Genomic DNA, 24957 nt, shown 5'->3' with positions numbered 1-24957 from the left:
CACCAGGAGACTCCTAGAACGTTATCTTCTAAAAAAAACGGATATGTGCGGCAGATCCACGGTCTATGTTCATAAATTGTGCACATTGTGTCTTTTAAAAAACTGCAATTGTCGTTTTCACGAGACAGGCACCAGCCGAGCGTATATCTCGCACCATTCTGATAACTGATTAGTTCCGGGTAGGGCTCCGCCACGGAATTCCAAGGCAGTCCGGTTGCTGACATGATCGATCGGATCTCATCCGGGGAAATCATGACAAGATTGGATTCAGGTTCAACACAGCGACAGCATATGCCGCACTGTTTGCATCGGAATCCGATTGACCGAATTTCCCTAGAAAGATCTGAGAGTATCCCCATATCAGAAGAATTAATACGCACTATACCCCGTTCTCCTGTGTTATTGCATCGAAGTTTTTAAAAATTCTTCTGCCATCTGTGGTATGGCTGACTTCAGGATGCCACTGGAGCCCGTATATATGTTTTTCTTGAAATGCAATTGCCTCGCACCTGCAGATTGAGGACCGTGCAAGAATGGAAAAATCCGCGGGGCATGAGGTCACTTCATCAGCATGGGATGCCCAGACCCTGATTTTTTCCGGATAACCTTTGAGAATATCATTATGCTCACATATCTCCACATCAACCGGACCATATCCTCCCGAAGAGCCCTGACTGACGTTTCCACCAAATGCCGATGCAATAATATGCAAACCAAGACAAATCCCGAGCACGGGAAGACCAAGGTTGAGGTATTGTGCACAGAGGCCTGCACGCTCAATTGCCGGCCCTCCTCCAAGAATAATCCCCCGGCAGCCATCTGCAATATCTGCCGGAGGTGTGTTATTGGGCACCATCGAGACCGAAATATCCAGATCCTTTAAAGACCTGTGGATAAGGTGATTAAACTGCCCGAAATTATTGATCACATAGATGGGGTGCATTGCATACAGGTTGGCGATGCTGTGTGATAAGTCCTTTTCAGCTGTACACGCTCACGGTTTCATAGATCTTTTCCCGGATCTCTACCGGTGAATGTCCCATCAGATATGCAAGGAGCATTGCACCACCGGCGCCCATCCCTTCCTTAACCTCGCCGATACAATACCGTGCGAGCCCGGAGTGGCCAAGATCCTCAAAACCGGGATCGACATACACCATTTTTACCCCAATCTCTTCTGACAACTGTATAACATTGGCGCTCGGGTCATCCCGTACAAAGGAGGTTGTGGCGATAAGTGGTACCCGGCCCCCCATTGCACGGACAAGCCCGGCAACTGAAAGCATCTGCGTACCTCCTGCAAGGATCAGGTTCCCCGAATACGAACGGGCTATACCACAAGCCACAGGCATCATCGGATCTCCGGTAGCCCGGATGATATTCAGAGGGTCGGTAATACCTGCAGATCTAATCCGGTCTATGACTATCCGTGAGACCTCTTCTTTTTTTGATAATGGATTTTTTACAAAACTGCTGCTCACAGACGCTGAATATCCAAGCGCCCTGAGTACGCAGAGCGCCGTGGTTGTTCCTCCGGGAACACATTCCCCGAGCACCAGCAGGTCTCCTAATCCCGATAAAAATTTTCCAATCCATATGCCACACTGGTAAAGGGCTTCTGCGCACGGAATGGCATCCTGTTCCCGGGGATCCGCGCCGACACCCCCATATACATCAAGACAGGGCACGGTTGGATTGTGGGCAAGTCCGGCATTGATGAAAAGAGGACTAATGCCAGTGAGTTCCATCATTGCACGGGTGATGGTGGCCGGTGTCGGGCAACCAGTGGGGGTATTGGGTTTAGCCGGCATGCTCGTAATACTGCCATGAACAATCAATTCCGCATCGAGAGCCGGGGTAAACAATGTTTTCTCCGGAGTTGGACCTGCACCGGATATGCCCGGCACGGTACTCAGCCGGGTATTCCCGAGGATACTACAAAAAACCGGCTTTTTGAACTGGAGAGGGGGGATTTCTGTTACAAATGCCATACAATTCGCTGACAATCATCTCATCATCATTGAGTTTGAAGGTATCGTTTGGAGTGTAATCCACAACCAATAATACTCAACCAATCAATACATCCTAAAACCATGTTTGAGATCGAACGCAGGCTCAGGGATAAGGACATTTTGATCGAAGATATTGTAGCGGCCGGTATGGTGCTCTATGTTTCTCATGGTATGAGCAAGGGGGACGCGGCGGTTGAACTTGACAAAAAAATAAAAAAATATCTCTGCGATCCCAATGTTTCTTCCCTTATCCTCGGGGCAATCCTGCTCGAAGACGAACTTTTCCACAACCGGGCTGATTCCGAGATAAGGGATGACCCGGTTTTTTTATTGAGCGATGAGATTATCGGCATGGCGATTGCAGAATGCATCGGCGGAACTTATGCCAGATTTGAATTCACACGGTACGATCAGAAGAAACCCGGCATTCTTTCAACGCTCGGGCCATTCCTCGACGATGCGATTGCAGGGTTGATTGCCGGCTGTACATCCCGCCTTTACAGCGAATGCATATGAAAGCGTTCATCACCCTTTTGCAGTTTGCTACCGTCCTGCCATTAGGAAAACCCCAGGATTTTGAGCATTTCGCACGGCAATCCTATCTCTACCCTCTTGCCGGCTATGTTATCGGGGGGCTTGTTTCACTTGTTGTGTTTTTTATTCCAAATCCAACGATAGCCGCAGCAGTTGCAGTCACCGGGCTCCTGCTCCTTTCAGGGTGTCATCACTTCGACGGCCTCCTTGACTTCGGGGATGCTTGTATGGCACACGGTGATCGCGAAAAACGGATTCGGGCACTCACTGACCGTCGGGTTGGAGCGGGGGGGGTCGCACTTGGTGTAACAGTCACGCTCCTGCTTTTTTGCGGTCTGCAGGTATCGGCTTCGGTCATTTCTGCAATCCTGATCGGGGAAGTATGTGCAAAATTTTCCATGGCATTCCTGACAACTGCCGGCACCCCGTTTCAGGACGGTATTCACAGTTACCTTCACTCATTTTCCCGGCCTTACTTCCCCGTGATTGCATTACTGCTCTGCCTTCCCCTTATTCTCCTCCCTGTTGGAACTGTAAAACTGGCGGCAGCAGCGATCCTGATGATATTATGTCCAGTCATCCTTCTTGTAATTTCAGGACGGTTGTTTGGTGGTGTCAATGGTGATGTCGCCGGCGCTTCCAATGAGATCACCCGCGCTGTTGTCATCGTCTGTATGGCGCTTATCTAGAATTCCCTGCCAAAACGCCATACTTTTTAACCACAGTCCCCGAAGTAATGATTGATGAAACTGGATATTGGCGTGCACATGAAAGGGGGGGTTATTACGGAACGGGATTCGGATTATTGCACTGTCCGGATACGTTTACCTGCCGGTAAAATTTCAGTTGACCAGCTCCGTGGTATCGCAAATACAGCAAAAAAATACGGAAAAGGGTGGGTTCACTGCACAACCCGGCAGACCATTGAGATCCCACATATCCTGCCGGCGTCGCTTCCAAAAATAGAGAGAAAACTGTCAAAAAACGGGACGCCAATAGGGTCAGAACGCGATGAGATTGTCAATATCATCGCATGTCCCGGCACCGAGCGGTGCAAGTACGCAAATATCGATACCATCACCCTTGCAGAAAAGATCGATGCAAAACTGTTTGGAAAGGAGATGCCGGTAAAGATGCGGATTGCAATATCAGGGTGCCCCAATGCCTGCACAAGCCCCATGCTCAACGAGATAGGGGTCATAGGACGGATCCGGCCGGTACGGAAAGAGGGGCTGTGTACCGGTTGTGGAACCTGCGTCCAGTACTGCAAGGAGCGTGCAATCCGGATCAAAAACGGGATATCAGTTCTCGACCCAAAAAAGTGCGTCCAGTGCGGGGTCTGTGTTCACTCGTGCCCGTTTGACATCATAGAGGCAGAGCACCGCCATTATCTTGTGCTTGTAGGAGGGAGGAGGGGGCGACACCCGAACCTCGGCAGAGAACTGATTGCCGTTGAAACCGAAGCACAGGTCGCCTCTGTTGTGCAGAAGATCGTGAACTGGGTGTACCGACGGGCATGGAGCGGAAGGTTCCTCTCAGAGCAGATGGATGACCTGCAGTACGAGTCATTCAAAAAAGAAATTTTACAGGATATCCAGGCAAATAAAAAATAATTTTAATATCGGGTATGAAATCCCTCGTTTGAGTCATCATCGCACTCAATTGCAGAACCGTCCCTTATTAGCGTGTTGAACATCATCGCAGCATTCATTAGGTTTTCATCAGAAGATTTACCTCTGCGTATGTCTGAATATGCCTGCGCCTGTGGTGACGGAGTCATCCGTTTTCCTACCCATACCCCTTTGCAGTGTTTACAGTAAGCACACTGGCTGTATACCGATACTTCCCCGTCCGCGCATGCGACATTGACACGGCTTTTCTTTTCATCCCGATGGAATTCTAGCGTTTTCATCGTACCAGAATTGTTGAGTTGCATCTAATAAGGGAGTTTCGGTCAATAATTTCGTCCCGTAAGTCGTGATTTGACGTACTCAAAATGCTTTATATAGATGAGTTTCCTATATGTAATACTCGCATAAACTGACTGTGAGCTGACAGTTTCAGTATTTATTGGAGGAACATAATGGCATCTGACAAGCCCCACATGAATCTCGCAATTATCGGGCACATCGACCACGGCAAGTCCACTCTTGTCGGGAGGATGATGTTCGAGACCGGCGCAGTACCGGCACACATCATCGAAGGCTACCGCAAGGAAGCCGAATCGAAGGGTAAGGCAACCTTCGAGTTTGCCTGGGTTATGGATAACCTGAAAGAAGAGCGTGAGAGAGGTATCACGATCGATATCGCACACAAGCGTTTTGATACTCCCAAATACTACTTCACGGTCGTCGATTGTCCAGGACACAGGGACTTTGTGAAGAACATGATCACCGGTGCATCACAGGCCGATGCAGCTATCCTTGTTGTTGCTGCTGCTGATGGTGTCATGGAACAGACCAAAGAGCATGTCTTCCTTGCACGGACGCTGGGCATCACCCAGATCATCATTGCCATCAACAAGATGGACGCGATCAAGTTTGATGAGAAGCGGTATAATGAAGTGAAAAAGGATCTCTCTGACCTCATAAAAATGGTCGGGTACAAACCGGAAGAAACTCTTTTTATCCCCATCAGTGCACTTGGTGGCGTCAACATCAAGAGCGTTGGTTCAGAAACCCCATGGTATAAAGGCCCGGCACTCGTCCCTGCACTTGACACATTCAAGGAGCCGGAAAAACCAACAGACAAACCCCTACGCGTTCCCATCCAGGACGTATACAGCATCAGCGGTATCGGCACAGTGCCGGTTGGCCGTGTCGAGACCGGCATCATGAAGAAAGGAATGAAAGTCGCGTTCATGCCGGCAAACAAAGATGGTGAGATCAAATCTATCGAGATGCACCATGAGGAACAGCCACAGGCAGTTCCCGGAGACAACATCGGGTTCAACGTCCGCGGGATCGGCAAAGGCGACATCCGGCGCGGCGACGTTTGTGGGCCGATTGAGTCTCCCCCGACCGTTGCTGATGAATTCACCGCCCAGATTGTCGTTCTCCAGCACCCGAGCGCGATCACGGTTGGTTACACGCCGGTCTTCCATTGCCACACAACCCAGACAGCCTGCACCTTTGTCGAGCTGAAAAAGAAGCTTGATCCCAGATCGGGCCAGACCAAGGAAGAGAACCCGACATTCCTGAAAACCGGTGATGCTGCGATCGTCCAGGTTAAGCCCAGCAAGCCTATGGTGATTGAGAATGTCAAAGAGCTGCCCCAGCTCGGCAGGTTTGCCATCCGTGATATGGGCTCAACGATTGCCGCCGGTATGTGTATCGCCATCAACAAAAAACAGATGAGATAAATTTTTTGGGTGATACAACATGCAAAAAGCCAGAATACGCCTGACAGGAACAGATTTTAATAAAGTAGAGATGGTCTGTGACAGAATAAGGGAGATAGCAGAGCGCACAGGTGTGAATCTGGCTGGTCCGATACCACTCCCGACAAAACGGTTGGTTGTCCCAACCAGAAAAAGCCCAGATGGAGAGGGTACAGCGACATGGGACCGTTGGCAGATGCGTGTCCACAAACGCTTAATTGATATTGATGCAGATGAGCGTGCACTGCGTCAGTTGATGCGTATCCAGGTGCCAAAAGATATTGGCATTGAGATTGTGCTGGAAAGCTGAAGGTGCGGCGTGCCGGCCGCTGGTTTTTCAGAAAAAATAAAAAAAATATTTACTTTTGAACGGACTTTTCTTCTTATTCTTCTACTAGCAATTTTCCTCCGGTTTTACTTCCTCGATCTCAAACTCCTTCATCATGATGAAGCGATCCATGCGTGGTTCTCGTACGATCTGCTGATAAAAGGGGCATGGGTATATGATCCCAGTTATCACGGACCGTTTCTTTATTATATAACCGCCGGCATGTTTGCACTGTTTGGAGATTCCGATCTTGTTGCACGGCTCCTGCCATCCCTCTTTGGAACCCTGCTCATTCCTCTTGTATACTATATATACAATCTCGGGTATCTCGATCGGAGACAAACACTTGTTGCCGCATTGTTCCTTGCAGTCTCACCGGATATGGTCTACTTTTCACGGTTCCTGCGTCACGACATCTTCATGCTTTTTTTTACCCTCCTTCTCGTTGTCGCATTGCTCTATTATTTTGACCGAGGACAGACCCGTTTTGCCATCATTGCCGCAATTGCTTGTGCCGGGGGACTCTCGTGTAAGGAAGAGATGCCCGTTATCCTCATCATCTTCGGGATATTTTTCTTCTCAGCTGTCTGGAAAAAACGTTTCATTCTGCCTCCGGGCTGGAAAAATGACCTGATAATCAGTGTGATCCTTGTCATCACAATCATGAGTGTCCTGTACTCCGCATTCGGTACGCACATCAGTACCCTTGTCGGTCAGGAATTCATGCTGAATACGACCGGATGGTACAAGGCAATCGAGCACTGGACTGCAATGCATAACCAGCAGCGGCTTGGCGGACCATGGTTCTTCTATCTCCCACTGCTCATGCTTTACGAGCTGCCAATCTTTATTCTCGCAATGGTTGGGACCCTGCAATTCCTCATATCCGGCACGAACGCTGCCTTGACCCTGAAGCGTGTAAAAAACTGGATCGCTCACCGGACTTTCTCGCTTCCTTTTCCGGAACTTGTTGCAACAAGCCGCCGGCAATTGACTGCAAAAGATCCGGAATCCCTGAAATCCGATGAATTTTTCCGGTTCTGTATCTGGTGGATGCTCCTTTCCATGGCATTCTATGCCTATGTCGGGGAGAAGGTTCCCTGGCTGCTCATCCACCAGCTGCTCCCCATGACGTTTGTTGCTGTGTACAAGCTCAACTGGCAGAAGATTGCATTCGCTGTTATCGGGACGATCTTCCTTATTACAATGACCTGGCATGTTGCATTTTTGCCAGTGGATATCAATGAGCCTATTGTTCAGGTCCAGAACTCGGAAGAGATGCGAACGGTCATGAACATTATCGATAATTCCGATAAGATTGTGCTGGCGTCGAAAAATTACTGGCCCCTCCCTTGGTATTACCGGGGTGATCGTTGGGATAAGATCACGTTCTACGCGGATATAGAGGACGAGGCGACTCTGACAAGGTCAAAACCGCCCACAATCATCCTGCATGACGGGGCAAGTTATGAATCATTGGACGGTTACAAAAAATCCACATATAAACTGAGTTACTGGTTCTCGTTTTATGATAATGAGAACAGGTTACCTGACTATTATCTTCACCGGGACGGTAAAATGGGGAGCATGAACTTCGATGTCTTCACAAAAAATACCTCCACGTGAATATCATCGGACTTTGTTCTTATGCATCTGTATTAATCGGGACTTGCCTCCAGAAAGCCCGGATATCCTGGCTTTAAATAGAGACCCCCCTTTACATTATTACTTGGACTTTGTAAAAACTCTCGTTTAAAGCGAAGTGAAAAATCCTGTTTTTATTCCTGCTTTTTACATACTTACTGAAGGGGCTGTTGCATGATGGGGATTACCCTAACAATAGAGGAAGAGGCAATAATTGCCATACCCCCCAAGAACATGAGAATAAATTTTCCAATAATTTATACAAAGCCCGTTTTAATATTTTTATAACCATATATCCCAGCTTTCGAGGTTTGTTGTGTCACCCCCAATCATAAGTTGGGAGCAGACATTTTCAATCCCTTTTCCAGCGTGCGCTTCCCATCGGTTCTGTAAAAATTCGTAACTATAGATTTCGTAACTCCAATTAATCATCGTTGAGGTGGTGGTTCATTTGTGCGATTGAATCTTACTGATCCAATCACAGACCAAAAAAGAGGCAATATGTGTTCTCAACCTAAAAAAATTTCCGCGGGCTACCCCAGTTCATCCCAGCGTGTTCGCTTGCGATAAATGATGACCCCGACGGCGATAAGTACAACAGCAACCACACCAATGATGATAACAAGAGTCCCGGAACCAAATAATTTCCCGACCGCCCCCAGCGGATTGAAACCTTCGCTGATCTGCTTTTTCAAGTCAAGGGCATCCGTATATGACTCGTTCCCTTTGGAATAGGCTTCCTGCGCTTTCTCGCGGGCGCGTTCATAATTCCCGGCAAAGATTTCGTCATTTGCATTGGAGAGATATCCTGCTGCAACCTCCCGTTTGGATATAATGGGGGAAAGGCGGGAGTCGGTGCTGCTCATGTTTGGCTTTACATAGTTGATGACCTGATCAACATTCGTAATCGGGATCTGCGCATCGGCAATTGCCTTTTCAGCCCATGCCTTATCGAGAGCCTTTTCTCCCTCGGTAATGAGATCCTGAGCACTGGTAAGGCTTGCGAGGGCTGCAGCATATTGTGAGGTAGGTTGGGATCGTGCACTGCTGATGGCCGCCGTCGCATCATTATATTTTCCTTCCGCGAGAGAGGTATCGACCTCCAATGCATATTTTTCATCGATATGAGTCCTGAAAACCTGTAAATTTGAATCGGCGGTAGAGATTGCATTATTGATATCAGCGATATTGACAATCATTGCCTCTTTTAAATAACCAGTTGTCGATACAGGTTTGCCATAGGAGTCCAGCTCGTTAATCTTAAGAATTGCTTTATTCTGGGTAGTGTCCACTTCAGGTGCAACACCATCCAAGGTGACCCGTATAGATAATTCTCGGTCAGGATAACTCAGAAGCCAGCCATCGACTTGCGCCCGTGGCCCCCCTTGGTTAAATAACGGGGTTTCAATAGGTTTTACACCTTCATATGTCTCGATTTTGATAATAGACCATTTTGCATTTGCAAGATCTGTGTACATATCCAATGTATTTGCTGATTCGAATGTTTTACCGCTTACCAAAGGAAAATTTACACCATAACTCACTGACACCCTTTGACCGGGCGTAAGGCTGCCCGAAGGATCAATGTTTACATTGTTAACCACATAGGCAGAAACAATCGAAATACAACAAATAAAAATTAAGCTCGCCGACAGAATTCTACAGGTTCTCTTCATCACAACCCTCACTCAAATAACGGTTCGATACCCTCATCAAACATATTCGATTTTTTCTCCTTTGACTTTATAACATCTTCCTTTGTCTCTTTTGCAATATCGAGAAGCTCCTTGATGCGTGGGGCGTTTCCTACTGTCGCAAGCATGACAACCGCAGCGACATATTCGCTGTTCACCGGGTAGTCCCCGCCCCTTACCTCGACACCTGCAATATTTTCCTCAACCCAGCTCTTTGCTTTCTCAACACCTTTGCGATCCATCTGATCGGGCGGGCCTGCAATAAGCACCAGTGCCCGTTCAGCAGTGGAATAATCGCAGGGCATGGTAAGTCTTCCAAGCATTGCCCTGCGTACGAGCGCAACAATTTTTGCCGATTTGTCCTCGCCAAGGAGGACTTCCTCGTTTGCCTCCTTTTTCTGGAATTTGTCTTTGAGTCCCCCGAATATTCCCCTCTTCTTCTTGGTGTGTTTGCTCATCACTTCACTGATCGCGTACCCGACAGATGTGATCCCGCCGCCCCGCAGGGTATTGATAATCTCGCTTGAGTCAACCACCATCTCCCCTACGCCCATGCGACTTACTTCACCGGCACGGAAGAGAACAGAGAATCTCCGCACAACTTCATTGTTCAGGCGCTGGAATGCACTTTTTACACTTTCGCCTTCATTTTTCCATGCACTGTTATCGAAAATGAAGCAATTGTCGGTCTCATTAACAAGTGTTGTCAGGCTCCGTGCTGCATTATAGGAATAGAGCCGGCCTTCTTCCGGGGCGGGGATGATGCCAAGTGCATAGACGGGTTCCCGGTAGATCCTTTTCAAATGGCGTGCGAGCACCGGCGAGCCGCCGGACCCGGTTCCCCCTCCAAGCCCTGCGACGATGACGAATGCATCGACATCATGAGTGCCCCGTGTGTCGATTGCTGTCACGATGCTGTCGATTTCATCAGCGGTGACCCGGGCACCCGTAACATTATCAGTTCCCACACCATGGCCTTTCACCATGGTCTGCCCGATCAAAATCCGGTCACGCATCTCGATATGTTTGAGCCCCATCAGGTCTGTGCGAGCTGTATTGACGGCAATCCCACGGAAGCTGTTGGTCCCGAGCTTTTTGTCCTGTTCGATAAACATATCGACAATTTTTCCGCCCGCCTGACCGAAACCTATGAAAAACACTCTCATCCGGAGACACCAACTACTGGAATGAACGTAATTATGAATGTTATTTGTTTTAAGTCCTTTTGTTTAAAGAACTTTAATTCTGCAGTACAAAAACTTTCTTATAAGTACACGAGGTATTTTTTAAAAAAGAAGGGATTTGGCAGGAGGCTTTTTCATTTCGGCCAAAAAATACTACAGATACCAATTATGAAAATCTGCATCATCGGAGGCGGGTTGACCGGTCTTGTCGCTGCAGGGAGGTTGTCAGGAGAACATGAGATCAATCTCTTTGAAAAAAAAATCCATCTCGGCGGGTGCCTTTCTTCGTACCAGGTCGATAATTACTGGATTGAACAGTTCTATCATCACTGTTTCTCCGGTGATATAGCCTTTTTTAAACTTTTAAAAGAATTAAAATTATTTGACAGGCTTGAATGGTTAGGTGCTACAAGCGGTTATTATGCCGGTAATGCTGCATTTCCACTTAATACGCCGGTTGAGATCCTGAAATATCCCTATCTTTCCCTGATTGATAAAGCAAAACTTGCATGGCTCACGATGAGAGCAAAAAGGATCGATGTCAGCACTCTTGATAGCATACCCGCTGAAAAATATGTAATAGATACTCTTGGTAAAAATATCTACAGCTCGTTCTTTGAACCTCTGCTCAATAGTAAATTTGGTGAAAACCGCAGGAATGTATCAGCGGCATGGCTCATGAGCCGTATTGCGATCCGCTCGAACCGTGGACTGTCAGGGGAGCGCCTTGGATATCTCAACGGGGGGTTTCATCAGCTTATCGATGCACTTGAAGGTTCCATTCAGAAGAACGGTGGACACATACTACGAACGTCGCCGGTTTTGACAATCCATCGCACAAATGATGCATGGGAGGTTAATGGATCCCGGTATGACGCGGTTATTTCAACAATCCCCCCTCAGGAACTGGCAAAGATTGGAGGGGTAAAAGTCACTCCGGTCCAGTACCAGGGTGCGGCATGCATGACGATTGGTCTTGGACGTGACGTGACCGATGGGATTTACTGGCTGAACATGAAAGATCCTGCACCCTATGGAGCTGTCGTTTCCCATACAAACTTTGTCCCCCGCGAGCGGTATGGTGAGCATATTGTCTACCTTGCCTCTTATTTCAGCGGGATGCCACCGCAGAATATCGACAAGCAGATGCTTGCGGATTTCTGCCACCGGTTCCATGTAAAAAAAGAGGAGGTCCACTGGACAAGGATGGCCGTTGACCGCTTTGCAGGTCCAGTATATACCCTCGGATATCGGTCATTGATCCCTGAGTACGGGAAGGACGGGTTCTTTATGGCAGGAATGTTCTCGCTGCCGAATTATCCGGAGCGGAGTATGGAGGGAGCAGTCAGAGCGGGCAATGAAGTTGCGGATCGGATTATGAAGGTGACTTCCAATGGCTGATATTGAAGTGACCGCGATCATTCCCGTCTTTAATGACCGGGCTGCACTTGAAATTGCGATACCGCAATCGCTTGCGTCATTATCTGCCATAACAGACAAGTTCGAATTGATCATCGCAGAAGATGGGAGCACTGACGGAAGCCCGGATTATGTCCGGTCATGCGAACAAAGGGATCACCGTATACACCTCCGCCACAGTGATGAGCGGCTTGGACGCGGGCGGGCGCTGAACCGGGCTATCACCGGAGCGGAGGGAGCGATCGTCTGCTATTACGATGTCGACCTGGCAACCGATATGCAGCATCTCGTCACCCTTGTCGGTGCGATCCGCGGGGGATTCGATGTTGCCACAGGTTCACGGCTCCTAACTGACAGTGACATCGACAGAACGGGATGGAGGGAGATCGCGAGCCGGACGTACAATTTCCTTGTGAGGGTTATTCTGGGGAGTGTTGTGTACGATCACCAGTGCGGATTCAAAGCATTCAATAAACAGAAGATCCTGCCTGTCATTCCTTCAATCAGATCAGGGCACTGGTTCTGGGATACAGAACTTCTCGTGAGGGGGCAGAGGATGGGATTCAGGGTCAGGGAATTTCCTGTCCGCTGGCGTGCCGGAAAAGGGACGACCGTAAAGGTAAAAGACGTCTTTGAGATGGGGTCATCTATTCTCAGGTTATGGTGGCAAATCCATGTATCGGAAGGTTAGCGCAATTCTGGTCCCGACCCTGATTGCCATTGGCATCCTTGCGTATATGCTTTTCAATGTATGGGGGGATTTGCTGGATGCTCTGACCCACATCGTCCCTCTCTACCTTGTCATCGCACTCATCATCTGCCTTGCTGCGTGGTGGCTGCGTGGGTGGCGGTACCACACGATTCTCGCGTACATGGACAATACCATAAGGGTCCGGGTTGCAACCGGGTGCATTTTTGTCAGCCAGACTGCAAACCTTGTCATACCTGCCCGCCTTGGGGATTTTGTCAGGATATTTATCTTAAATCATGAAAACCAGACCAGTTATTCAGATGGCTTATCTTCTATCGTTGTCGAGCGGGTCTTTGACATCGCCACGGTTGCCCTGCTCGGACTTATTTCACTCATTTTTATACTGGATGCAGACCCGGCATATTTCCTGATCATCTCCCTTGTCCTGGCTCTCTGCGGTGTTTTTTTTATATTTTTATATTTTGCCAATACACTGAGGTCCAATAACCGGTACATAAAATTCGTTCTTACCATGCTCCATGAAATCCGGAGGGCATCGCTTACCCCACAATCGGTGATTGTCCTTGGTTTTTCTTCGATGGTGATCTGGATCCTTGATGCGCTGGTGTGCATGGCTGTGGTGATGATGTTTGAACAAAACATCCCATTTGTCACGGTAGTCCTTGCCATCGTGATCGGCAATCTGATAAAAGCGGTCCCAATCACTCCGGGAGGGATCGGCACCTATGAATTTTTCGTTGCCAATATATTCATTCTCGCGGGTGCTGCACCCGCAGTTGCGACGCTGATCGCAGTTATCGATCACCTGATTAAAAACCTTGTCACGCTTGCGGGGGGGATCATCTCGATCTATTTCTTCGGCGACTGGGTTGTGCCGACCATAAAAAAAGCGCTCACTGCGAGGGTTGACGGGGGGACCACAACTGAACGCTGAATTCCAGGTATTTTCCGTTATCAGCTGGCTCTGCATCATCACATTTCTCCAGCTTGCGGTTTATCCTTCTTTAAAAAAAACCTTTGACCGGTATGCATTCCCCGCATCATTTGCCGCGGCCCTCCTCCTTTTTACTGTAATCTCCTGGTATTGCGGGCTCGCCCGGCTCCCCATCATCCTTGCCCTCATCCCATTTGCTATCCTGTTCTTCTATCACCTGTATCGGAATGACTTTTCGGTGGACGATCTCAAAGCACAGTGGCGCTGGGAACTTGTATTCCTCATCTTCTTTTTCATCATGCTTGAGGTCCGTTTTATCAACCCCACGATCTCGTACGCGGAAAAATTCATGGACCATGCATTTCTCGCTTCGGTGATGCGCCAACCAGTGGTTCCGCCGCTTGACCCGTGGTATGCCGGGGGGACCATGAATGTATATTATTATCTCGGGTACTGGATGTTCGGGTGCCTAGCGATCGTGAGCGCGGTGCCGTCAAACATCGCGTTCAACCTCGCCCTTCCTACGATCCTTGGTGTCTCCGCAGTGACCCTGTACGCTATCGGTGGCCTGCTGCTTGACCGGTTCCGGTGGCTGCCGCTAATTACATTATTATTGCCAAACCCGTCGTTTTTTTACCAGATTATCCAAGGAAAGGGTGTGAATGAGGTCATCTGGGACAGCACCCGCACCATTGCAAATACCATCAACGAATATCCGCTTTTTTCGTTCATCTGGGGCGATGTCCATCCCCATGTCATAGGGATATTCAACCAGATCTTTTTGATTTTTATCCTTATTTTTGCATTGAAACGGTGGAGCGCCCTCTCTTCATCTGCCAGGTGGGCAGTCTGTTTCCTTGCAGCCGTCAGTCTCGGTTCAATGCCGCTGTTCAATACATGGGATGTCCTTATCTACGCACCGATCACCGTGCTTTTTGGAATCCTCATCTGGTGGAAGAACCGGTACTTTGGATCATTTTCTGATGCCGTCCGGTTCCTCATTGTTGTCCCCCCTCTCTCCATTACCTTCTATGTGCCGTTTTACCTCCAGTTAAAGACCAGTACCGGTGGTTTTGCGCTTGTAGTGACACCTTCAGATCCTGCCCAGTTTGTGCTCGTCCATGGGTTCTTCATTGCGATCCTGCTTGCACTCCTTTCAAAGGATATCATCCGGAAACCCTACTGCCTGCTTGCCGCAGTCCCATTTGTTATTCTGGGGCATCCTGCCGCTGCGATTGCAGTGATCCCGCTCGTCTGCCTGCTCGTGAAAAAAGATCACGTCATTCCCGATATCCTAGCGATTCTCGGCCTTGTGCTGATCATGTTCTGTGAACTTGTCTATCTCAGGGATAACATGGGTGACACGTATTTCCGGATGAATACGGTCTTTAAATGCTATATCGCTGCATGGCTGCTGCTGGGCATCTCCTGCTTTTCCATGGCAGGACAGGCACTCTCCAGATGGGGCAAGATTCCAGTGATTTCTTCCGGATCACGGGCAGCGATTATCACATCAGCGGTGGCGCTCCTGTTCATTATCCCTTTTTTTATGCCGCTTGACCTCAACTACGGGAGCAGGTCGCTCGACGGGCTTGAGTATCTCAAGACCACCCATCCCGGAGATGCTGCGGCTGTCGCATACCTGAGGTCATTACCCGGCGATGAACGTATCGTTGAGGCCGAGGGAGGGGATTATACGTATTATTCCCGTATCTCATCGTTCACCGGCATACCGGCAGTCATCGGGATGCCATTCCATGAATATATGTGGCGCGGCGATGATTCAGGGTGGTACAGCGGGAGGATCAATGACATCAGGGCGATATATGAACAACCTGAGCGGACACGTCCCCTTATGGAAAAATACGACGCAACACTTCTGATTGTCGGGGAGCCTGAGCGGACACGGTATCAGGTCAATATCTCTTCAACCGGGCTAAAGCAGGTATTTTCACAGCACGGGACGGAAATTTACCGGATTTCCGTGTAGAGTCCCGCTCCTGCACCTTCGGCATTCGGGGTGGTACCTGTGTGACAGGATCTCCGTTTCAATAACATTTATTGCCCTTCTTAACGAAGTGATATGGCACATCATCAACTGACTGATGAGTAATGAGGGAGTACTACGCACTCCTGAATGAGGTGAGTTATGGCAAAAGGCTACGTAAAAACCCAGGCTCCTGATGAGCTCCAGAACAAGGCGCTTGAAGCCCTTGAAGTCGCACGGGATACCGGAAAGATCAAGAAAGGATCGAATGAGGCAACAAAAGCCATAGAACGCAGCATCGCGCAGCTTGTCCTGATCGGTGCTGACGTTGAACCCGAAGAGATCGTGATGCACCTCGCCCCCTTGTGCGATGAAAAGAAGATTCCGTATATTTTTATCAACAAACAGAACGATATCGGCGCTGCAAGCGGCCTTGACGTTGGTTCTGCTGCTGCAGCAATCATTAAATCCGGCAAGGCAAAAGACGTCATCGATGATCTGGCAAAGCAGCTGGTTGCCCTTAAGGCTTGAGGTTATTCATGGCAGACGATGCAACGCCAGCAGAAGTGATCGAGGTTGTCGGTTCAACCGGCATGCATGGCGAGGCCATGCAGGTAAAGTGCCGAATTCTCGATGGCAGCAACAAGGGGCGCATCATCACCCGCAATACGGTCGGCCCTATCCGCGAGGGTGATATCGTAATGCTCCTTGAGACCGAGCGCGAGGCAAAGAAACTATCGAGGCGGTGAACTTCATGGTTGAACACTATTTATGCACATTCTGCGGGGTATCTCTTGAACCTGGAACCGGCAAGATGTTTGTCAAAAAAGACGGGACAATCTTTTATTTCTGCAGCTCCAAGTGCGAGAACAACCACAGGATTGGCAGGGTTCCCCGTCGGGTTGAGTGGACACGGGCCGGTAAAAAGGCACTGGGCAAGGAGTAATGGACGATGGACCGCACGTTCGTGATGGTCAAACCGGACGGTGTCCAGCGGGGGCTCATCGGAGAAATTGTTGCACGCTTTGAAGCGAAAGGCTTAAAACTCGTAGCCGCCCGGTTTGAAGTGCTCCCTGACAAACGTGTCACTGAGCAGTACAAAGAGCACCTTGAAAAACCGTTCTTCCCGTCACTCAAGAAATATATCATGGGCGGACCGTGTTTTCTCATGGTCTGGGAGGGCAGGAACGTGGTGGCAATCGTCCGTACGCTGATCGGTAAAACTAACCCGCAGGAAGCAGCGCCAGGCACAATCCGCGGGGACTTCGGGATCGATATCGGGAGAAATGTCATCCATGCATCCGACTCGCCCGAGAGTGCTGCGCGTGAGATTGCGATCCATTTCAAACCAGCAGAACTGTTCTTGTATACACGGATAGATGAGTCCGTAATTTACGAGTATTAACCTCTTTTTACCCGGAAGCCCTAAAAATTTTCCTTCTCCACCTTAAAGGCCGGAGTCTTCATGGGCTTTTTTTAAACCATAAATTCTATAACCAATCCTGCCGCACGTACCGCTCATGGAAGGGGACATGATCACGTTTGCGATTGTAGTCGTCATTTTCTCAATAGTCCTCCCGATTGCAATGACCTGTATCATGAGAGAAAATTCCGACTATTTCATGACCCGGGTCGGCCAACGGGAGGACCGTGCGATTAACCGGCTTCTTGGAATGCTCCTGATCGTTATCGCAGTGCAGTTCGTCATCAACGACATGAAGATCGCGTTTCCGTTGCCGGGTGGCGGAACATGATATGCGGTTACAGCACCGGGATGGATGAACATCACACCGGTACCGGACAATATCCATGCTCATGAAATGCTGCAGCGCTCAGGTTTCAAGCTGCTGGGAAGAGCCTGAAAAGACCATAAAAAAAGTTGAGTCATCCGTTCAACAGGCCGCTGCCGCCGGTGCCAGAATCATCGCGTTTCCTGAACAGTTCGCGACCGGATGGGACCCATGTTCGACCCACCATATCCAGGATACTTCCGGCACAATTGTCTCTGGTCTGAAAAAATATGCAGCGGAATATTCAATCGCGATCCTGGGTTCCTTCCGCAAACGCGGTGATCCGCTCCCTGCCAATAGTGCTTTTGTGGTGGGTACCGATGGATCGGTCAGGGCACTGTATGAAAAAATGCATCCCTTCACGCTGGTGCATGAGGAGCGGTATTACAGGGCGGGCGATGATATCGCTGTGTTCGAACTTGATGGCATGAAATTTGGCATCGCGATCTGTTACGATCTGAGGTTTCCCTCGCTGTTCCACCTCTATGCAAAAAAAGAGGCCTGCGGTGTTTTTTTGCCGTCAGCCTGGCCCGGAAGCCGTATCCGTCACTGGGAACTCTTCATTACAGCAAGAGCAGTAGAAAACCAAATGTATATCATCGGCATCAACACCACAGGAAAAACACCGGTTGACGTGTATGACGGTGCTTCAATGACTGCAGATCCAGACGGCAATATCATCGCCCGGGCAGGCGAGGGCGATGAACTTCTCTTCTCAGATCTTGATACGGCGAAGGTAAAGGCTGCCCGGTGCAGGTTCCCTTCCCATAAGGATCAGCGGACAGAGTTATACCACCGGTTGCACCAGCGGGATTAGCGCCGCCTATATCTAGAACCCGGACTAATAATACTCCATGGAGCGGCTCGTTTGCGTCAACTGCGGTGCTGCATTTCCAGCTGACGAGATCCTTTATAATTGTACAAAATGCGGTCACCTTCTCGCTGTCAGCTATGATTTGGATACGATTACCGTATCAAAAAAGGAGTGGGAGAAACGCCCGCTCTCGGTCTGGAGATACCGTGAACTTTTACCGGTGCATATCGAACCGGTCACCCTGCAGGAAGGGGGAACACCCCTGTATCACCTGAAACGTCTCGGCGAAGAGATAGGACTTTCCCAGCTCTATGCAAAGCACGAAGGCATGAACCCTTCAGGTTCATTCAAGGATAGGGGGATGACTGTCGGCGTATCGATGGCACTCCAGCTGAACAAGCGCAGTGTTGCATGCGCCAGTACCGGAAATACATCGGCAAGCCTTGCAGTGTACGCTGCAAAGGCTGGGATACCGGCGGTTGTGCTGCTGCCCGCAGGAAAGGTTGCTATCGGCAAGGTAGCGCAGGCGCTGATGCACGGTGCACGCGTGATCTCCGTCCGTGGCAATTTTGACCGTGCACTTGAGATGGTCCACGACCTCTGCCTATCACACGGGCTCTACCTCCTCAACTCTATCAACCCGTATAGGCTCGAAGGCCAGAAGACAATCGGGTTTGAAGCAGTTGATCAGCTGGGCGGTGTCCCGGACAGGTTTGTTCTGCCGGTCGGCAATGCAGGAAATATCTCAGCGGTATACAAAGGCCTGCTCGAACTAAAGGATCTGGGGTTTATCGATTCACTTCCGATGATGACCGGCATCCAGGCGTACGGGTCAAGCCCCGTTGTCCGGGCGATCCGGGATAAACTGCCGGAAGTAATCCCCGAAATTCACCCCGAAACCGTAGCAACCGCGATCCGGATTGGGGCACCGGTGAATGCCGAAAAAGCCCTCACGGCGATACGCAAGACCGGCGGTCTCGCAGAATCTGTGACCGATGAGGAAATCCTGCGCATGCAGCGCGACCTTGCGCGAAAGGAGGGGATCGGGGTTGAGCCGGCGTCCGCCGCATCGGTGGCGGGAGTGCGAAAACTCGTCAATAGCGGTGCGATCGACCGGTCCGAACGGATCGTCTGCGTCGTCACCGGCCATCTCCTCAAAGACCCGGATACGGTGATCAGGCAATGCGAACCCCCGACCGAGATCGATGCAGATCTGCCCTCGCTGCTCTCTGCGCTGCACTTATAACTGCCCTGCTGGTCATCCCCTGCGCAGCGCTCCACGCAGAGTACTCTGTCTTCCCCAACGGGAGCCTGTACAGTGCTTCGGTCGATGTGGTTGATGCGAATAAATTTGATTTTTTTGAGTCCGGGGTGCTCGGAGAACGGATCCCCCAGAAAGTAGGCAACATCGGGGTTGTGGGAAACTGTTCGCCGTGCCAGTTCAACACGAGCGGAACCTCATCGATCACATTTTCAAAGGGCAACTATACGATCCTGTATTCCGCACCGATGCGGGACTATCATCTCCAGGCAGCATTCGAACGCCCATATGAGGTCAATGTCACCCTCCCGGAGGAATTCGATGTCCGCAACCCACTGCTTGCCGGGATGAACCCGGGAGCACAAATTTTCGGAAATTCTGATAACTCAACCATCGTATCGTGGAACAAGACGATGAATTTTGACCTCCGGTTTTATGATAGAAACCGTGAATCGCTGCTCTATCTTTTTGGCAATTTCTGGGTCGTGATCGCTATCGTAATGCTGGTGCCGTTTCTTATCACAATGCGGCAGAAGGAGTAAGAAGGAGTAAACAAGAATAAAGGCCTCCTTTCGATCTTTTTTCTTGCCAGACTTTGTTATCTTAACATTATCCATTTGGGGGTAAGAAGAACACAATTCTTCGCTGGTCAGAACCTGACCGGCAAAATGAAACAGGATTAAAGAAGGATAAAAAAATTATATCAGCCCAAACGATTTGAGCGTCACATCGGTATTGACTGCGCCGACATGGTATACTTTGCCCTCGGACAACTCATTGATGACGACTTCTGCCGGTGAGAACAGCGAGGTGTCGATCTTGTAGAAATCGTAACCCGCCTCCTTGAAGATGTCGTTGAATGGTTTCCCGTATCCTTTGGACTTGCTGCTCGGGATCTTCTCAAGATAATCCTTGATCTCCGGGGCTTTCATGGTCAGCATAATCCGCCCGTGGTAGATGGTGGCGTCATTAGTCACACCCATCGCAAGCTTCGTCCCCCGTACGGGTGGGACAGGTGCCGTGCCCATCGCAGCAGTGATCTTTTTTGTGTCAAACCCAAGCTCGTTGAGCTTGTAGATGGCGGTTTCAACGCAGCGCCCTGATACCTGTATTGAGCCGACAAGCGAGGATGTCGGGGCGACAACCGCGCAGACATTCCCCACATCTATATGGCATTCTTCTGCGATCTTCTCCATCACTTCGCCATTGGGCAGGTGGTCGCTCTCAAGGCAGATTACCGCCCCATCGCAGTCGTCCTCGTACTCAATGACCTCGAATGTGTGCTTGGGTTTGAGCGATAACGCCCGTGCAGGCCCGCTGCCCATCGCAAAGTAGTTGCCCACCTTGATCGTCCAGCCGGCTTTCTGCGCCCCGAGGCACGCGATCGAGGGGAAATCGGTGCTGACATCGATAAACGGGAGAGGGAACTCCTTGATTTGCCCCATCCGGAAATTGACTTCCCCGAGCCCGCCCATGCAGATCTCAGTGAATGCACGTCCCGCCGCGTAACCGCCGCGGGTGCTCACACCACAATCCACAATGCGTGCACCATTGTCAAGCTCATGGTATGCCGCATTGAATTCCTCCGACAGTTCGGCAAGATTTTCGAAAATCTCTAATGCCAGTTCGTTCACACTGAGCATATTCTTTACCCCCTGTACCATAACACGAGGACTGCCGAATAAATAATCCTTGCCAAATGATTGCGGATCAGGAGAGGTACTCGAGCACTTTCTGCGGGTCATACCGCAGGCTGATCAGGCGTGTCCTGCCCTTGCCCTCACGATAATGAAGGTTGATGATGCGCAGCGCATCGAGCTTTTTGATGACTTCATAAAACCGGGTATACCCGATCCCGATGGATTCTGAAATTGTCTTGTGAACGTCCCCTGCATTCATCTCCTTTTCGTTCAGGCTTGCTGTGGCAAGGGCTTTGAGGATATTTTTCTCCTCGTCCCTGAGGGTCTTTGTAGTAAAGGAGAGGTGCAGGTATTTTGATATCATGTACGCCCCGCAGATATCATCCCTGCCGATAGTGCGCCGGGCAGCGCGCTCTGCGCTCATGGTTGCCCGTTTGAGCAGGTCAATGCCGACACGCAGGTCCCCGCTTTCATGGGTCTGTTCAACCACAAGCGAGAGCATCTCGTCCGTAAGTGCACCGGGGAATAATCCCTGCATCACCCTCTCCTCAATGATCTCGCGGATCTCTGCCGCTTCATACGGCGGAAAATAGATCTCTGTAGGGCGGAACACCGATGTCACCCGGGCATCGACCGCCCTGGCAAGGTCGACGTCAAGGTCACTGATGATCACGATCACTCCGATCCGAACGCCTTCATAGGCCTCGTGTGCCCGCAACAGCGTGTAGAGCACCTTGTTGATCTCGTTTTCATACAGGAGATAGTTGGCATCGTCAAGGGCAACCAAAAGGACGATCTCTTCTTTTACCAGGATCCGGGCGATGGCATCGAACAACTGCTTAAACGATGTCCCGGATGCCGGGGGGAGGTGCCCGGTGAGCTTCCGGTAGATCTGGGAGAATATTGCAAACTTGGTATTGTCGATCTGGCAGTTGACATAGACCGGGACCAGTTTCTTGGTGGCGTCAGAGATCTCGGAAAAGAGTTTGCGGATACTGGTCGTTTTCCCTGTGCCGGGGAGCCCTTTGCAGATGGAATTAAGCGGACGTCCCCCCCTCATGCCAGGCCGGATCTGGAACGCAAGCTCGCGCATCTGGTTCTCGCGGAACTGGAACTGCTCCGGGACATAATCGAATTCAAAGACCTCGGGGTCGCGGAACAGGGTCTCGTCCCACATTAGCAGGTTCTTCTTCATGCATACATTCCCGGGGCCTCAGCCTCGCAATGCCCCAAAAGTGAGTCATCGCGGAACTGTAACACCCTGCTGACTTGTATCGTTATAATTTTTGTTGGTGCCGTGTCATATCAAGATCACGCATTTGATCCGGTCTGATTGTGGGTTAACACTATATCCCGCAAGCAACTAGGTACCATTACCTGCACCGGATGGCAGATGATGAAAGTTACCCCCACTGAATGGTGATGATGCAGGGGACTGATGCCATCTGTCCGGGATGATGCAGGTCAGGCGATTTTTGATTTTTGTGATTGAGGCATACCGGTTCAGCTGAACAGGAATGCAAGGAAATCGGGTGCGTTTTTTGTCCCGAACATTCCGTTCTGCGCTTCGCGCTCAGTGAACCGGCGGGTTGTATCCTTCCCTTTTCCCCTTACCACAAACGGCACGGGGTCACGGGTGTGGGTCTTTACCCGGACCGGCGTCGGGTGATCGGGCAGCACAGCGACCACGCCATCGAACCCGTCAAGTATCATGCCGACAACCTTGTCAACCTGCTCGATCGCTTTTACCTTCTCCTCAATGCTCCCAAGGTGTCCCGCCTCGTCCGGTGCTTCTATATGGATATAGAGGAAGTCAAGGTGCCGGATCGCCTCAAGGGCATACCGCCCTTTTGCTTCGTAATCTGTATCAAGATACCCGGTCGCTCCCGGGACAATGATGACTTCCATGCCGGCGCACCGTGCAATCCCTTTAAGGAGATCGACGGCCGATATGATCCCTGCCTTTTTCCCGTATTTCTGAATGAACAACGGCAACACCGGTTTAAGCCCCCCGCTCCATGGCCAGACCTGCGTCGCTTCTGGTTTGCCTGCCTTTTTCCGTGCAGCATTCACCGGATGCGAGGCAAACACTTTTTGGCTTATCTCCATGCAACGTGCAAGGAGCGGGGCATCCGTGCCGGCAGCAAGATATCCGTCAACCGGGCTTCCTACGATATCATGAGGGGGGGTTGAGACAGATCCTTTTCCATGATGGACAACGAGAAGGTTGCGGTAGCTCACTCCGGACCTGATGAACACCTCGGGAACTTCCTTCTGAAGTGAGGCAAGAAGGGCAGCACCCTCCGCGCTGGAGATATGTCCGGCAGAGAAGTCCTGCATCACCCCGCTATTGATGGTGACAAGGTTGCACCGGTACGCAATATCATCGGGCGCAAGATCGATGCCCATACTCATTGCTTCGAGAGGCCCCCTGCCCGTATAATATGTAGCGGGGTCATACCCGAGGATCGACATGTTCGCAATATCACTGCCCGCTTCAAACCCGTCAGGGATTGTACGGAGAATACCGCAGGCACCGTCCCGCGCCATCCGGTCAAGGTTCGGGGTTTGGGCATATTCAAGGGGGGTATTCCCGCCGAGGTCTTCGAGCGGTTCGTCAGCCATGCCGTCCCCGCAAATGACAATGTACTTCACGGACACCCCGCCCTATTGTCCGGCGACTGCCGCCCTGGCTGCCATCCGCACGCTTTCCTCAGAACCATGGTTCGGTTTCCAACCCAGCGATTTGATCCGTGCAAGGGATAACTGCATCCGGGGCACATCCCCGATCCAGCCGCGTTCCCCTCCGGTAAAACGGTACCTCACTTTTGTAAATCCCATCTCCCCTGCCACGATATCGGCGATGGTCGTCACATCGATCCAGTCTTCTGACCCGATGTTGAGGGTATTTACCTGCGCACCCGCATGGTCAACGGCAAACAACATGGCGGCAACACATTCCTCAACGTCAAGATAGGATTTGATCTGCTTCCCGTCGCCAAGGATCTCGAGCTCGCGGGGATTCTCACGCAATTTTTTGACAAAATCGGGGATCACCCCATGACCACTGCGAGGTCCGATGATGTTCGCAAACCGGAAATTCCACGACCTTGCGGAGAACGAATGGCTGTATGCAGAGATCAGCGCTTCGCAGGCAAGTTTGCTTGCGCCATAGACCGATACCGGTTCGAGCGGAGCGTAGTCCTCCGGGGTCGGGATAACCGCTGCATTGCCATACACTGTCGATGTGGATGTGAAGACAATTTCAGGGATCGCATGAAGCCGTATTGCTTCGAGGACCCGGAATGTGGCAAGGATATTGTTATTAACCGGACCTTCTGGTGAGAGTGCACTCTGCCTCACATCAGGGTCAGCTGCCAGATGATAGATCCGGTCGGCACCCTTGCACGCACCCTGCCATCCATCAGAGAGGAGATCGGCAACAACGAGGTTTACCCGGTCATTTTTCAGGTGACCCGCGATATTGTCTCGGGACCCCGCACTGAGCGAATCAATCACCGTAACACGGTCACCCCGCGCCACGAGCGTATCAACAAGATGAGAGCCTATGAACCCGGCACCGCCGGTCACGATATCAAACATCATAAACTATTATGTAATCCAT

At 50.4% G+C, this 24957-nt stretch carries 27 protein-coding genes and 1 pseudogene; 18 read left to right on the top strand and 10 right to left on the bottom strand.

The features are described from left to right. Positions 1 to 38 precede the first annotated feature (38 nt). From OS112_03135 to OS112_03125, 3 genes and pseudogenes are all read right to left on the bottom strand, one after another. Positions 39 to 359: pseudogene (locus tag OS112_03135) on the bottom strand (YkgJ family cysteine cluster protein). Between the two features lie 20 nt (positions 360 to 379). Beyond that, complete coding sequence (locus OS112_03130) at positions 380 to 943, bottom strand: GMP synthase subunit A (protein ID WAC05636.1); 564 nt, start codon at positions 941 to 943, stop codon at positions 380 to 382. 37 nt (positions 944 to 980) lie between these two features. Beyond that, on the bottom strand, positions 981 to 1991 hold the full coding sequence (locus tag OS112_03125; GenBank protein WAC05635.1) for a TIGR00303 family protein: 1011 nt from the start codon (positions 1989 to 1991) through the stop codon (positions 981 to 983). A gap of 102 nt (positions 1992 to 2093) precedes the next feature. Between OS112_03125 and OS112_03120 the strand changes: the two genes are divergently transcribed. From OS112_03120 to OS112_03110, 3 genes are read left to right on the top strand one after another with little or no spacing between them, the layout of a single operon-like run. Further along, on the top strand, positions 2094 to 2528 hold the full coding sequence (locus OS112_03120) for a phosphatidylglycerophosphatase A (protein ID WAC05634.1): 435 nt from the start codon (positions 2094 to 2096) through the stop codon (positions 2526 to 2528). Beyond that, positions 2525 to 3235, top strand: a complete 711-nt coding sequence (cobS, locus tag OS112_03115; GenBank protein ID WAC05633.1) for an adenosylcobinamide-GDP ribazoletransferase — start codon at positions 2525 to 2527, stop codon at positions 3233 to 3235. Before OS112_03120 ends, cobS begins: the two co-directional genes overlap by 4 nt. A 54-nt stretch (positions 3236 to 3289) precedes the next feature. After that, complete coding sequence (locus tag OS112_03110) at positions 3290 to 4159, top strand: 4Fe-4S binding protein (GenBank protein ID WAC05632.1); 870 nt, start codon at positions 3290 to 3292, stop codon at positions 4157 to 4159. 2 nt (positions 4160 to 4161) lie between these two features. On the opposite strand, the gene OS112_03105 is transcribed toward OS112_03110, so the two are convergent. Continuing rightward, complete coding sequence (locus OS112_03105) at positions 4162 to 4458, bottom strand: hypothetical protein (GenBank protein WAC05631.1); 297 nt, start codon at positions 4456 to 4458, stop codon at positions 4162 to 4164. Positions 4459 to 4629: 171 nt separating this feature from the next. Between OS112_03105 and tuf the strand changes: the two genes are divergently transcribed. Genes tuf through OS112_03090 form a run of 3 tightly spaced genes read left to right on the top strand, consistent with a single transcriptional unit; the run spans position 4630 to position 7879 of the window. Further along, positions 4630 to 5907: a translation elongation factor EF-1 subunit alpha gene (gene tuf / locus OS112_03100; protein ID WAC05630.1), complete on the top strand. Its 1278-nt coding sequence runs from the start codon at positions 4630 to 4632 to the stop codon at positions 5905 to 5907. A 19-nt stretch (positions 5908 to 5926) separates the two neighbouring features. Further along, positions 5927 to 6235 (top strand): 30S ribosomal protein S10, encoded by a 309-nt coding sequence (rpsJ, locus tag OS112_03095; GenBank protein ID WAC05629.1) that lies wholly within the window; start codon positions 5927 to 5929, stop codon positions 6233 to 6235. Positions 6236 to 6244: 9 nt separating this feature from the next. Further along, positions 6245 to 7879: a TIGR03663 family protein gene (locus OS112_03090; GenBank protein WAC05628.1), complete on the top strand. Its 1635-nt coding sequence runs from the start codon at positions 6245 to 6247 to the stop codon at positions 7877 to 7879. Between the two features lie 551 nt (positions 7880 to 8430). Here OS112_03090 and OS112_03085 read toward each other — a convergent pair. Beyond that, entirely contained in the window at positions 8431 to 9573 is a 1143-nt protein-coding gene (locus tag OS112_03085) for a hypothetical protein (GenBank protein ID WAC05627.1), read from the bottom strand. A gap of 8 nt (positions 9574 to 9581) precedes the next feature. Next, the gene (locus tag OS112_03080; protein WAC05626.1) at positions 9582 to 10757 is read right to left on the bottom strand and encodes a tubulin/FtsZ family protein; all 1176 of its coding nucleotides are present in this window, start codon (positions 10755 to 10757) and stop codon (positions 9582 to 9584) included. A 186-nt stretch (positions 10758 to 10943) separates the two neighbouring features. On the opposite strand from OS112_03080, the gene OS112_03075 reads away from it, so the two are divergent. The 12 genes from OS112_03075 to OS112_03020 all read left to right on the top strand — a co-directional run bounded on the left by OS112_03075 (position 10944) and on the right by OS112_03020 (position 20234). Beyond that, positions 10944 to 12176, top strand: coding sequence for an NAD(P)/FAD-dependent oxidoreductase (locus OS112_03075; GenBank protein ID WAC05625.1), 1233 nt, complete (start codon positions 10944 to 10946; stop codon positions 12174 to 12176). Continuing rightward, complete coding sequence (locus OS112_03070; GenBank protein WAC05624.1) at positions 12169 to 12885, top strand: glycosyltransferase; 717 nt, start codon at positions 12169 to 12171, stop codon at positions 12883 to 12885. The genes OS112_03075 and OS112_03070 overlap by 8 nt, the downstream gene beginning before the upstream one ends. Further along, positions 12869 to 13840, top strand: a complete 972-nt coding sequence (locus OS112_03065; GenBank protein ID WAC05623.1) for a lysylphosphatidylglycerol synthase transmembrane domain-containing protein — start codon at positions 12869 to 12871, stop codon at positions 13838 to 13840. Before OS112_03070 ends, OS112_03065 begins: the two co-directional genes overlap by 17 nt. Beyond that, entirely contained in the window at positions 13812 to 15830 is a 2019-nt protein-coding gene (locus OS112_03060) for a DUF2298 domain-containing protein (GenBank protein WAC05622.1), read from the top strand. Before OS112_03065 ends, OS112_03060 begins: the two co-directional genes overlap by 29 nt. Before the next feature lie 159 nt (positions 15831 to 15989). Beyond that, on the top strand, positions 15990 to 16358 hold the full coding sequence (gene rpl7ae, locus OS112_03055; protein WAC05621.1) for a 50S ribosomal protein L7Ae: 369 nt from the start codon (positions 15990 to 15992) through the stop codon (positions 16356 to 16358). Positions 16359 to 16366: 8 nt separating this feature from the next. After that, the gene (locus OS112_03050) at positions 16367 to 16576 is read left to right on the top strand and encodes a 30S ribosomal protein S28e (GenBank protein ID WAC05620.1); all 210 of its coding nucleotides are present in this window, start codon (positions 16367 to 16369) and stop codon (positions 16574 to 16576) included. A 5-nt stretch (positions 16577 to 16581) separates the two neighbouring features. Beyond that, the gene (locus tag OS112_03045; protein ID WAC05619.1) at positions 16582 to 16773 is read left to right on the top strand and encodes a 50S ribosomal protein L24e; all 192 of its coding nucleotides are present in this window, start codon (positions 16582 to 16584) and stop codon (positions 16771 to 16773) included. Positions 16774 to 16779: 6 nt separating this feature from the next. Further along, positions 16780 to 17232: a nucleoside-diphosphate kinase gene (gene ndk / locus OS112_03040; GenBank protein WAC05618.1), complete on the top strand. Its 453-nt coding sequence runs from the start codon at positions 16780 to 16782 to the stop codon at positions 17230 to 17232. Between the two features lie 115 nt (positions 17233 to 17347). Beyond that, the gene (locus OS112_03035) at positions 17348 to 17581 is read left to right on the top strand and encodes a hypothetical protein (protein ID WAC05617.1); all 234 of its coding nucleotides are present in this window, start codon (positions 17348 to 17350) and stop codon (positions 17579 to 17581) included. A 61-nt stretch (positions 17582 to 17642) separates the two neighbouring features. Then, on the top strand, positions 17643 to 18434 hold the full coding sequence (locus OS112_03030) for a carbon-nitrogen hydrolase family protein (GenBank protein WAC05616.1): 792 nt from the start codon (positions 17643 to 17645) through the stop codon (positions 18432 to 18434). A 37-nt stretch (positions 18435 to 18471) separates the two neighbouring features. Then, complete coding sequence (thrC, locus tag OS112_03025) at positions 18472 to 19677, top strand: threonine synthase (protein WAC05615.1); 1206 nt, start codon at positions 18472 to 18474, stop codon at positions 19675 to 19677. Then, complete coding sequence (locus OS112_03020; protein WAC05614.1) at positions 19614 to 20234, top strand: DUF5803 family protein; 621 nt, start codon at positions 19614 to 19616, stop codon at positions 20232 to 20234. Before thrC ends, OS112_03020 begins: the two co-directional genes overlap by 64 nt. Before the next feature lie 156 nt (positions 20235 to 20390). On the opposite strand, the gene mch is transcribed toward OS112_03020, so the two are convergent. The 4 genes from mch to OS112_03000 form a co-directional block, all read right to left on the bottom strand. Continuing rightward, the gene (gene mch / locus OS112_03015) at positions 20391 to 21335 is read right to left on the bottom strand and encodes a methenyltetrahydromethanopterin cyclohydrolase (protein WAC05613.1); all 945 of its coding nucleotides are present in this window, start codon (positions 21333 to 21335) and stop codon (positions 20391 to 20393) included. A gap of 67 nt (positions 21336 to 21402) precedes the next feature. Beyond that, positions 21403 to 22527 (bottom strand): ORC1-type DNA replication protein, encoded by a 1125-nt coding sequence (locus tag OS112_03010; protein WAC05612.1) that lies wholly within the window; start codon positions 22525 to 22527, stop codon positions 21403 to 21405. 308 nt (positions 22528 to 22835) lie between these two features. After that, the gene (locus tag OS112_03005) at positions 22836 to 23987 is read right to left on the bottom strand and encodes a cofactor-independent phosphoglycerate mutase (protein ID WAC05611.1); all 1152 of its coding nucleotides are present in this window, start codon (positions 23985 to 23987) and stop codon (positions 22836 to 22838) included. Positions 23988 to 23999: 12 nt separating this feature from the next. After that, positions 24000 to 24935 (bottom strand): NAD-dependent epimerase/dehydratase family protein, encoded by a 936-nt coding sequence (locus tag OS112_03000; protein WAC06127.1) that lies wholly within the window; start codon positions 24933 to 24935, stop codon positions 24000 to 24002. Positions 24936 to 24957: the final 22 nt, after the last annotated feature.

The organism is Methanoregula sp., assembly GCA_026625165.1.
Lineage (GTDB): Archaea > Halobacteriota > Methanomicrobia > Methanomicrobiales > Methanospirillaceae > MVRE01.
This window is presented reverse-complemented; position numbering and strand designations above follow the sequence as displayed.

What these genes read in the sequence shown, in the direction of transcription:
- OS112_03105 (WAC05631.1), bottom strand. Translation starts at nt 4,458, where the DNA reads ATGAAAACGCTAGAATTCCATCGGGATGAAAAGAAAAGCCGTGTCAAT.
- OS112_03085 (WAC05627.1), bottom strand. Translation starts at nt 9,573, where the DNA reads ATGAAGAGAACCTGTAGAATTCTGTCGGCGAGCTTAATTTTTATTTGT.
- thrC (WAC05615.1), top strand. Translation starts at nt 18,472, where the DNA reads ATGGAGCGGCTCGTTTGCGTCAACTGCGGTGCTGCATTTCCAGCTGAC.
- OS112_03020 (WAC05614.1), top strand. Translation starts at nt 19,614, where the DNA reads ATGCGAACCCCCGACCGAGATCGATGCAGATCTGCCCTCGCTGCTCTC.
- OS112_03045 (WAC05619.1), top strand. Translation starts at nt 16,582, where the DNA reads ATGGTTGAACACTATTTATGCACATTCTGCGGGGTATCTCTTGAACCT.
- OS112_03110 (WAC05632.1), top strand. Translation starts at nt 3,290, where the DNA reads ATGAAACTGGATATTGGCGTGCACATGAAAGGGGGGGTTATTACGGAA.
- rpsJ (WAC05629.1), top strand. Translation starts at nt 5,927, where the DNA reads ATGCAAAAAGCCAGAATACGCCTGACAGGAACAGATTTTAATAAAGTA.
- OS112_03075 (WAC05625.1), top strand. Translation starts at nt 10,944, where the DNA reads ATGAAAATCTGCATCATCGGAGGCGGGTTGACCGGTCTTGTCGCTGCA.
- OS112_03010 (WAC05612.1), bottom strand. Translation starts at nt 22,527, where the DNA reads ATGAAGAAGAACCTGCTAATGTGGGACGAGACCCTGTTCCGCGACCCC.
- OS112_03030 (WAC05616.1), top strand. Translation starts at nt 17,643, where the DNA reads ATGAAATGCTGCAGCGCTCAGGTTTCAAGCTGCTGGGAAGAGCCTGAA.
- OS112_03120 (WAC05634.1), top strand. Translation starts at nt 2,094, where the DNA reads ATGTTTGAGATCGAACGCAGGCTCAGGGATAAGGACATTTTGATCGAA.
- OS112_03125 (WAC05635.1), bottom strand. Translation starts at nt 1,991, where the DNA reads ATGGCATTTGTAACAGAAATCCCCCCTCTCCAGTTCAAAAAGCCGGTT.
- OS112_03070 (WAC05624.1), top strand. Translation starts at nt 12,169, where the DNA reads ATGGCTGATATTGAAGTGACCGCGATCATTCCCGTCTTTAATGACCGG.
- ndk (WAC05618.1), top strand. Translation starts at nt 16,780, where the DNA reads ATGGACCGCACGTTCGTGATGGTCAAACCGGACGGTGTCCAGCGGGGG.
- tuf (WAC05630.1), top strand. Translation starts at nt 4,630, where the DNA reads ATGGCATCTGACAAGCCCCACATGAATCTCGCAATTATCGGGCACATC.
- mch (WAC05613.1), bottom strand. Translation starts at nt 21,335, where the DNA reads ATGCTCAGTGTGAACGAACTGGCATTAGAGATTTTCGAAAATCTTGCC.
- OS112_03035 (WAC05617.1), top strand. Translation starts at nt 17,348, where the DNA reads ATGGAAGGGGACATGATCACGTTTGCGATTGTAGTCGTCATTTTCTCA.
- OS112_03050 (WAC05620.1), top strand. Translation starts at nt 16,367, where the DNA reads ATGGCAGACGATGCAACGCCAGCAGAAGTGATCGAGGTTGTCGGTTCA.
- OS112_03065 (WAC05623.1), top strand. Translation starts at nt 12,869, where the DNA reads ATGTATCGGAAGGTTAGCGCAATTCTGGTCCCGACCCTGATTGCCATT.
- cobS (WAC05633.1), top strand. Translation starts at nt 2,525, where the DNA reads ATGAAAGCGTTCATCACCCTTTTGCAGTTTGCTACCGTCCTGCCATTA.
- rpl7ae (WAC05621.1), top strand. Translation starts at nt 15,990, where the DNA reads ATGGCAAAAGGCTACGTAAAAACCCAGGCTCCTGATGAGCTCCAGAAC.
- OS112_03000 (WAC06127.1), bottom strand. Translation starts at nt 24,935, where the DNA reads ATGTTTGATATCGTGACCGGCGGTGCCGGGTTCATAGGCTCTCATCTT.
- OS112_03130 (WAC05636.1), bottom strand. Translation starts at nt 943, where the DNA reads ATGCACCCCATCTATGTGATCAATAATTTCGGGCAGTTTAATCACCTT.
- OS112_03080 (WAC05626.1), bottom strand. Translation starts at nt 10,757, where the DNA reads ATGAGAGTGTTTTTCATAGGTTTCGGTCAGGCGGGCGGAAAAATTGTC.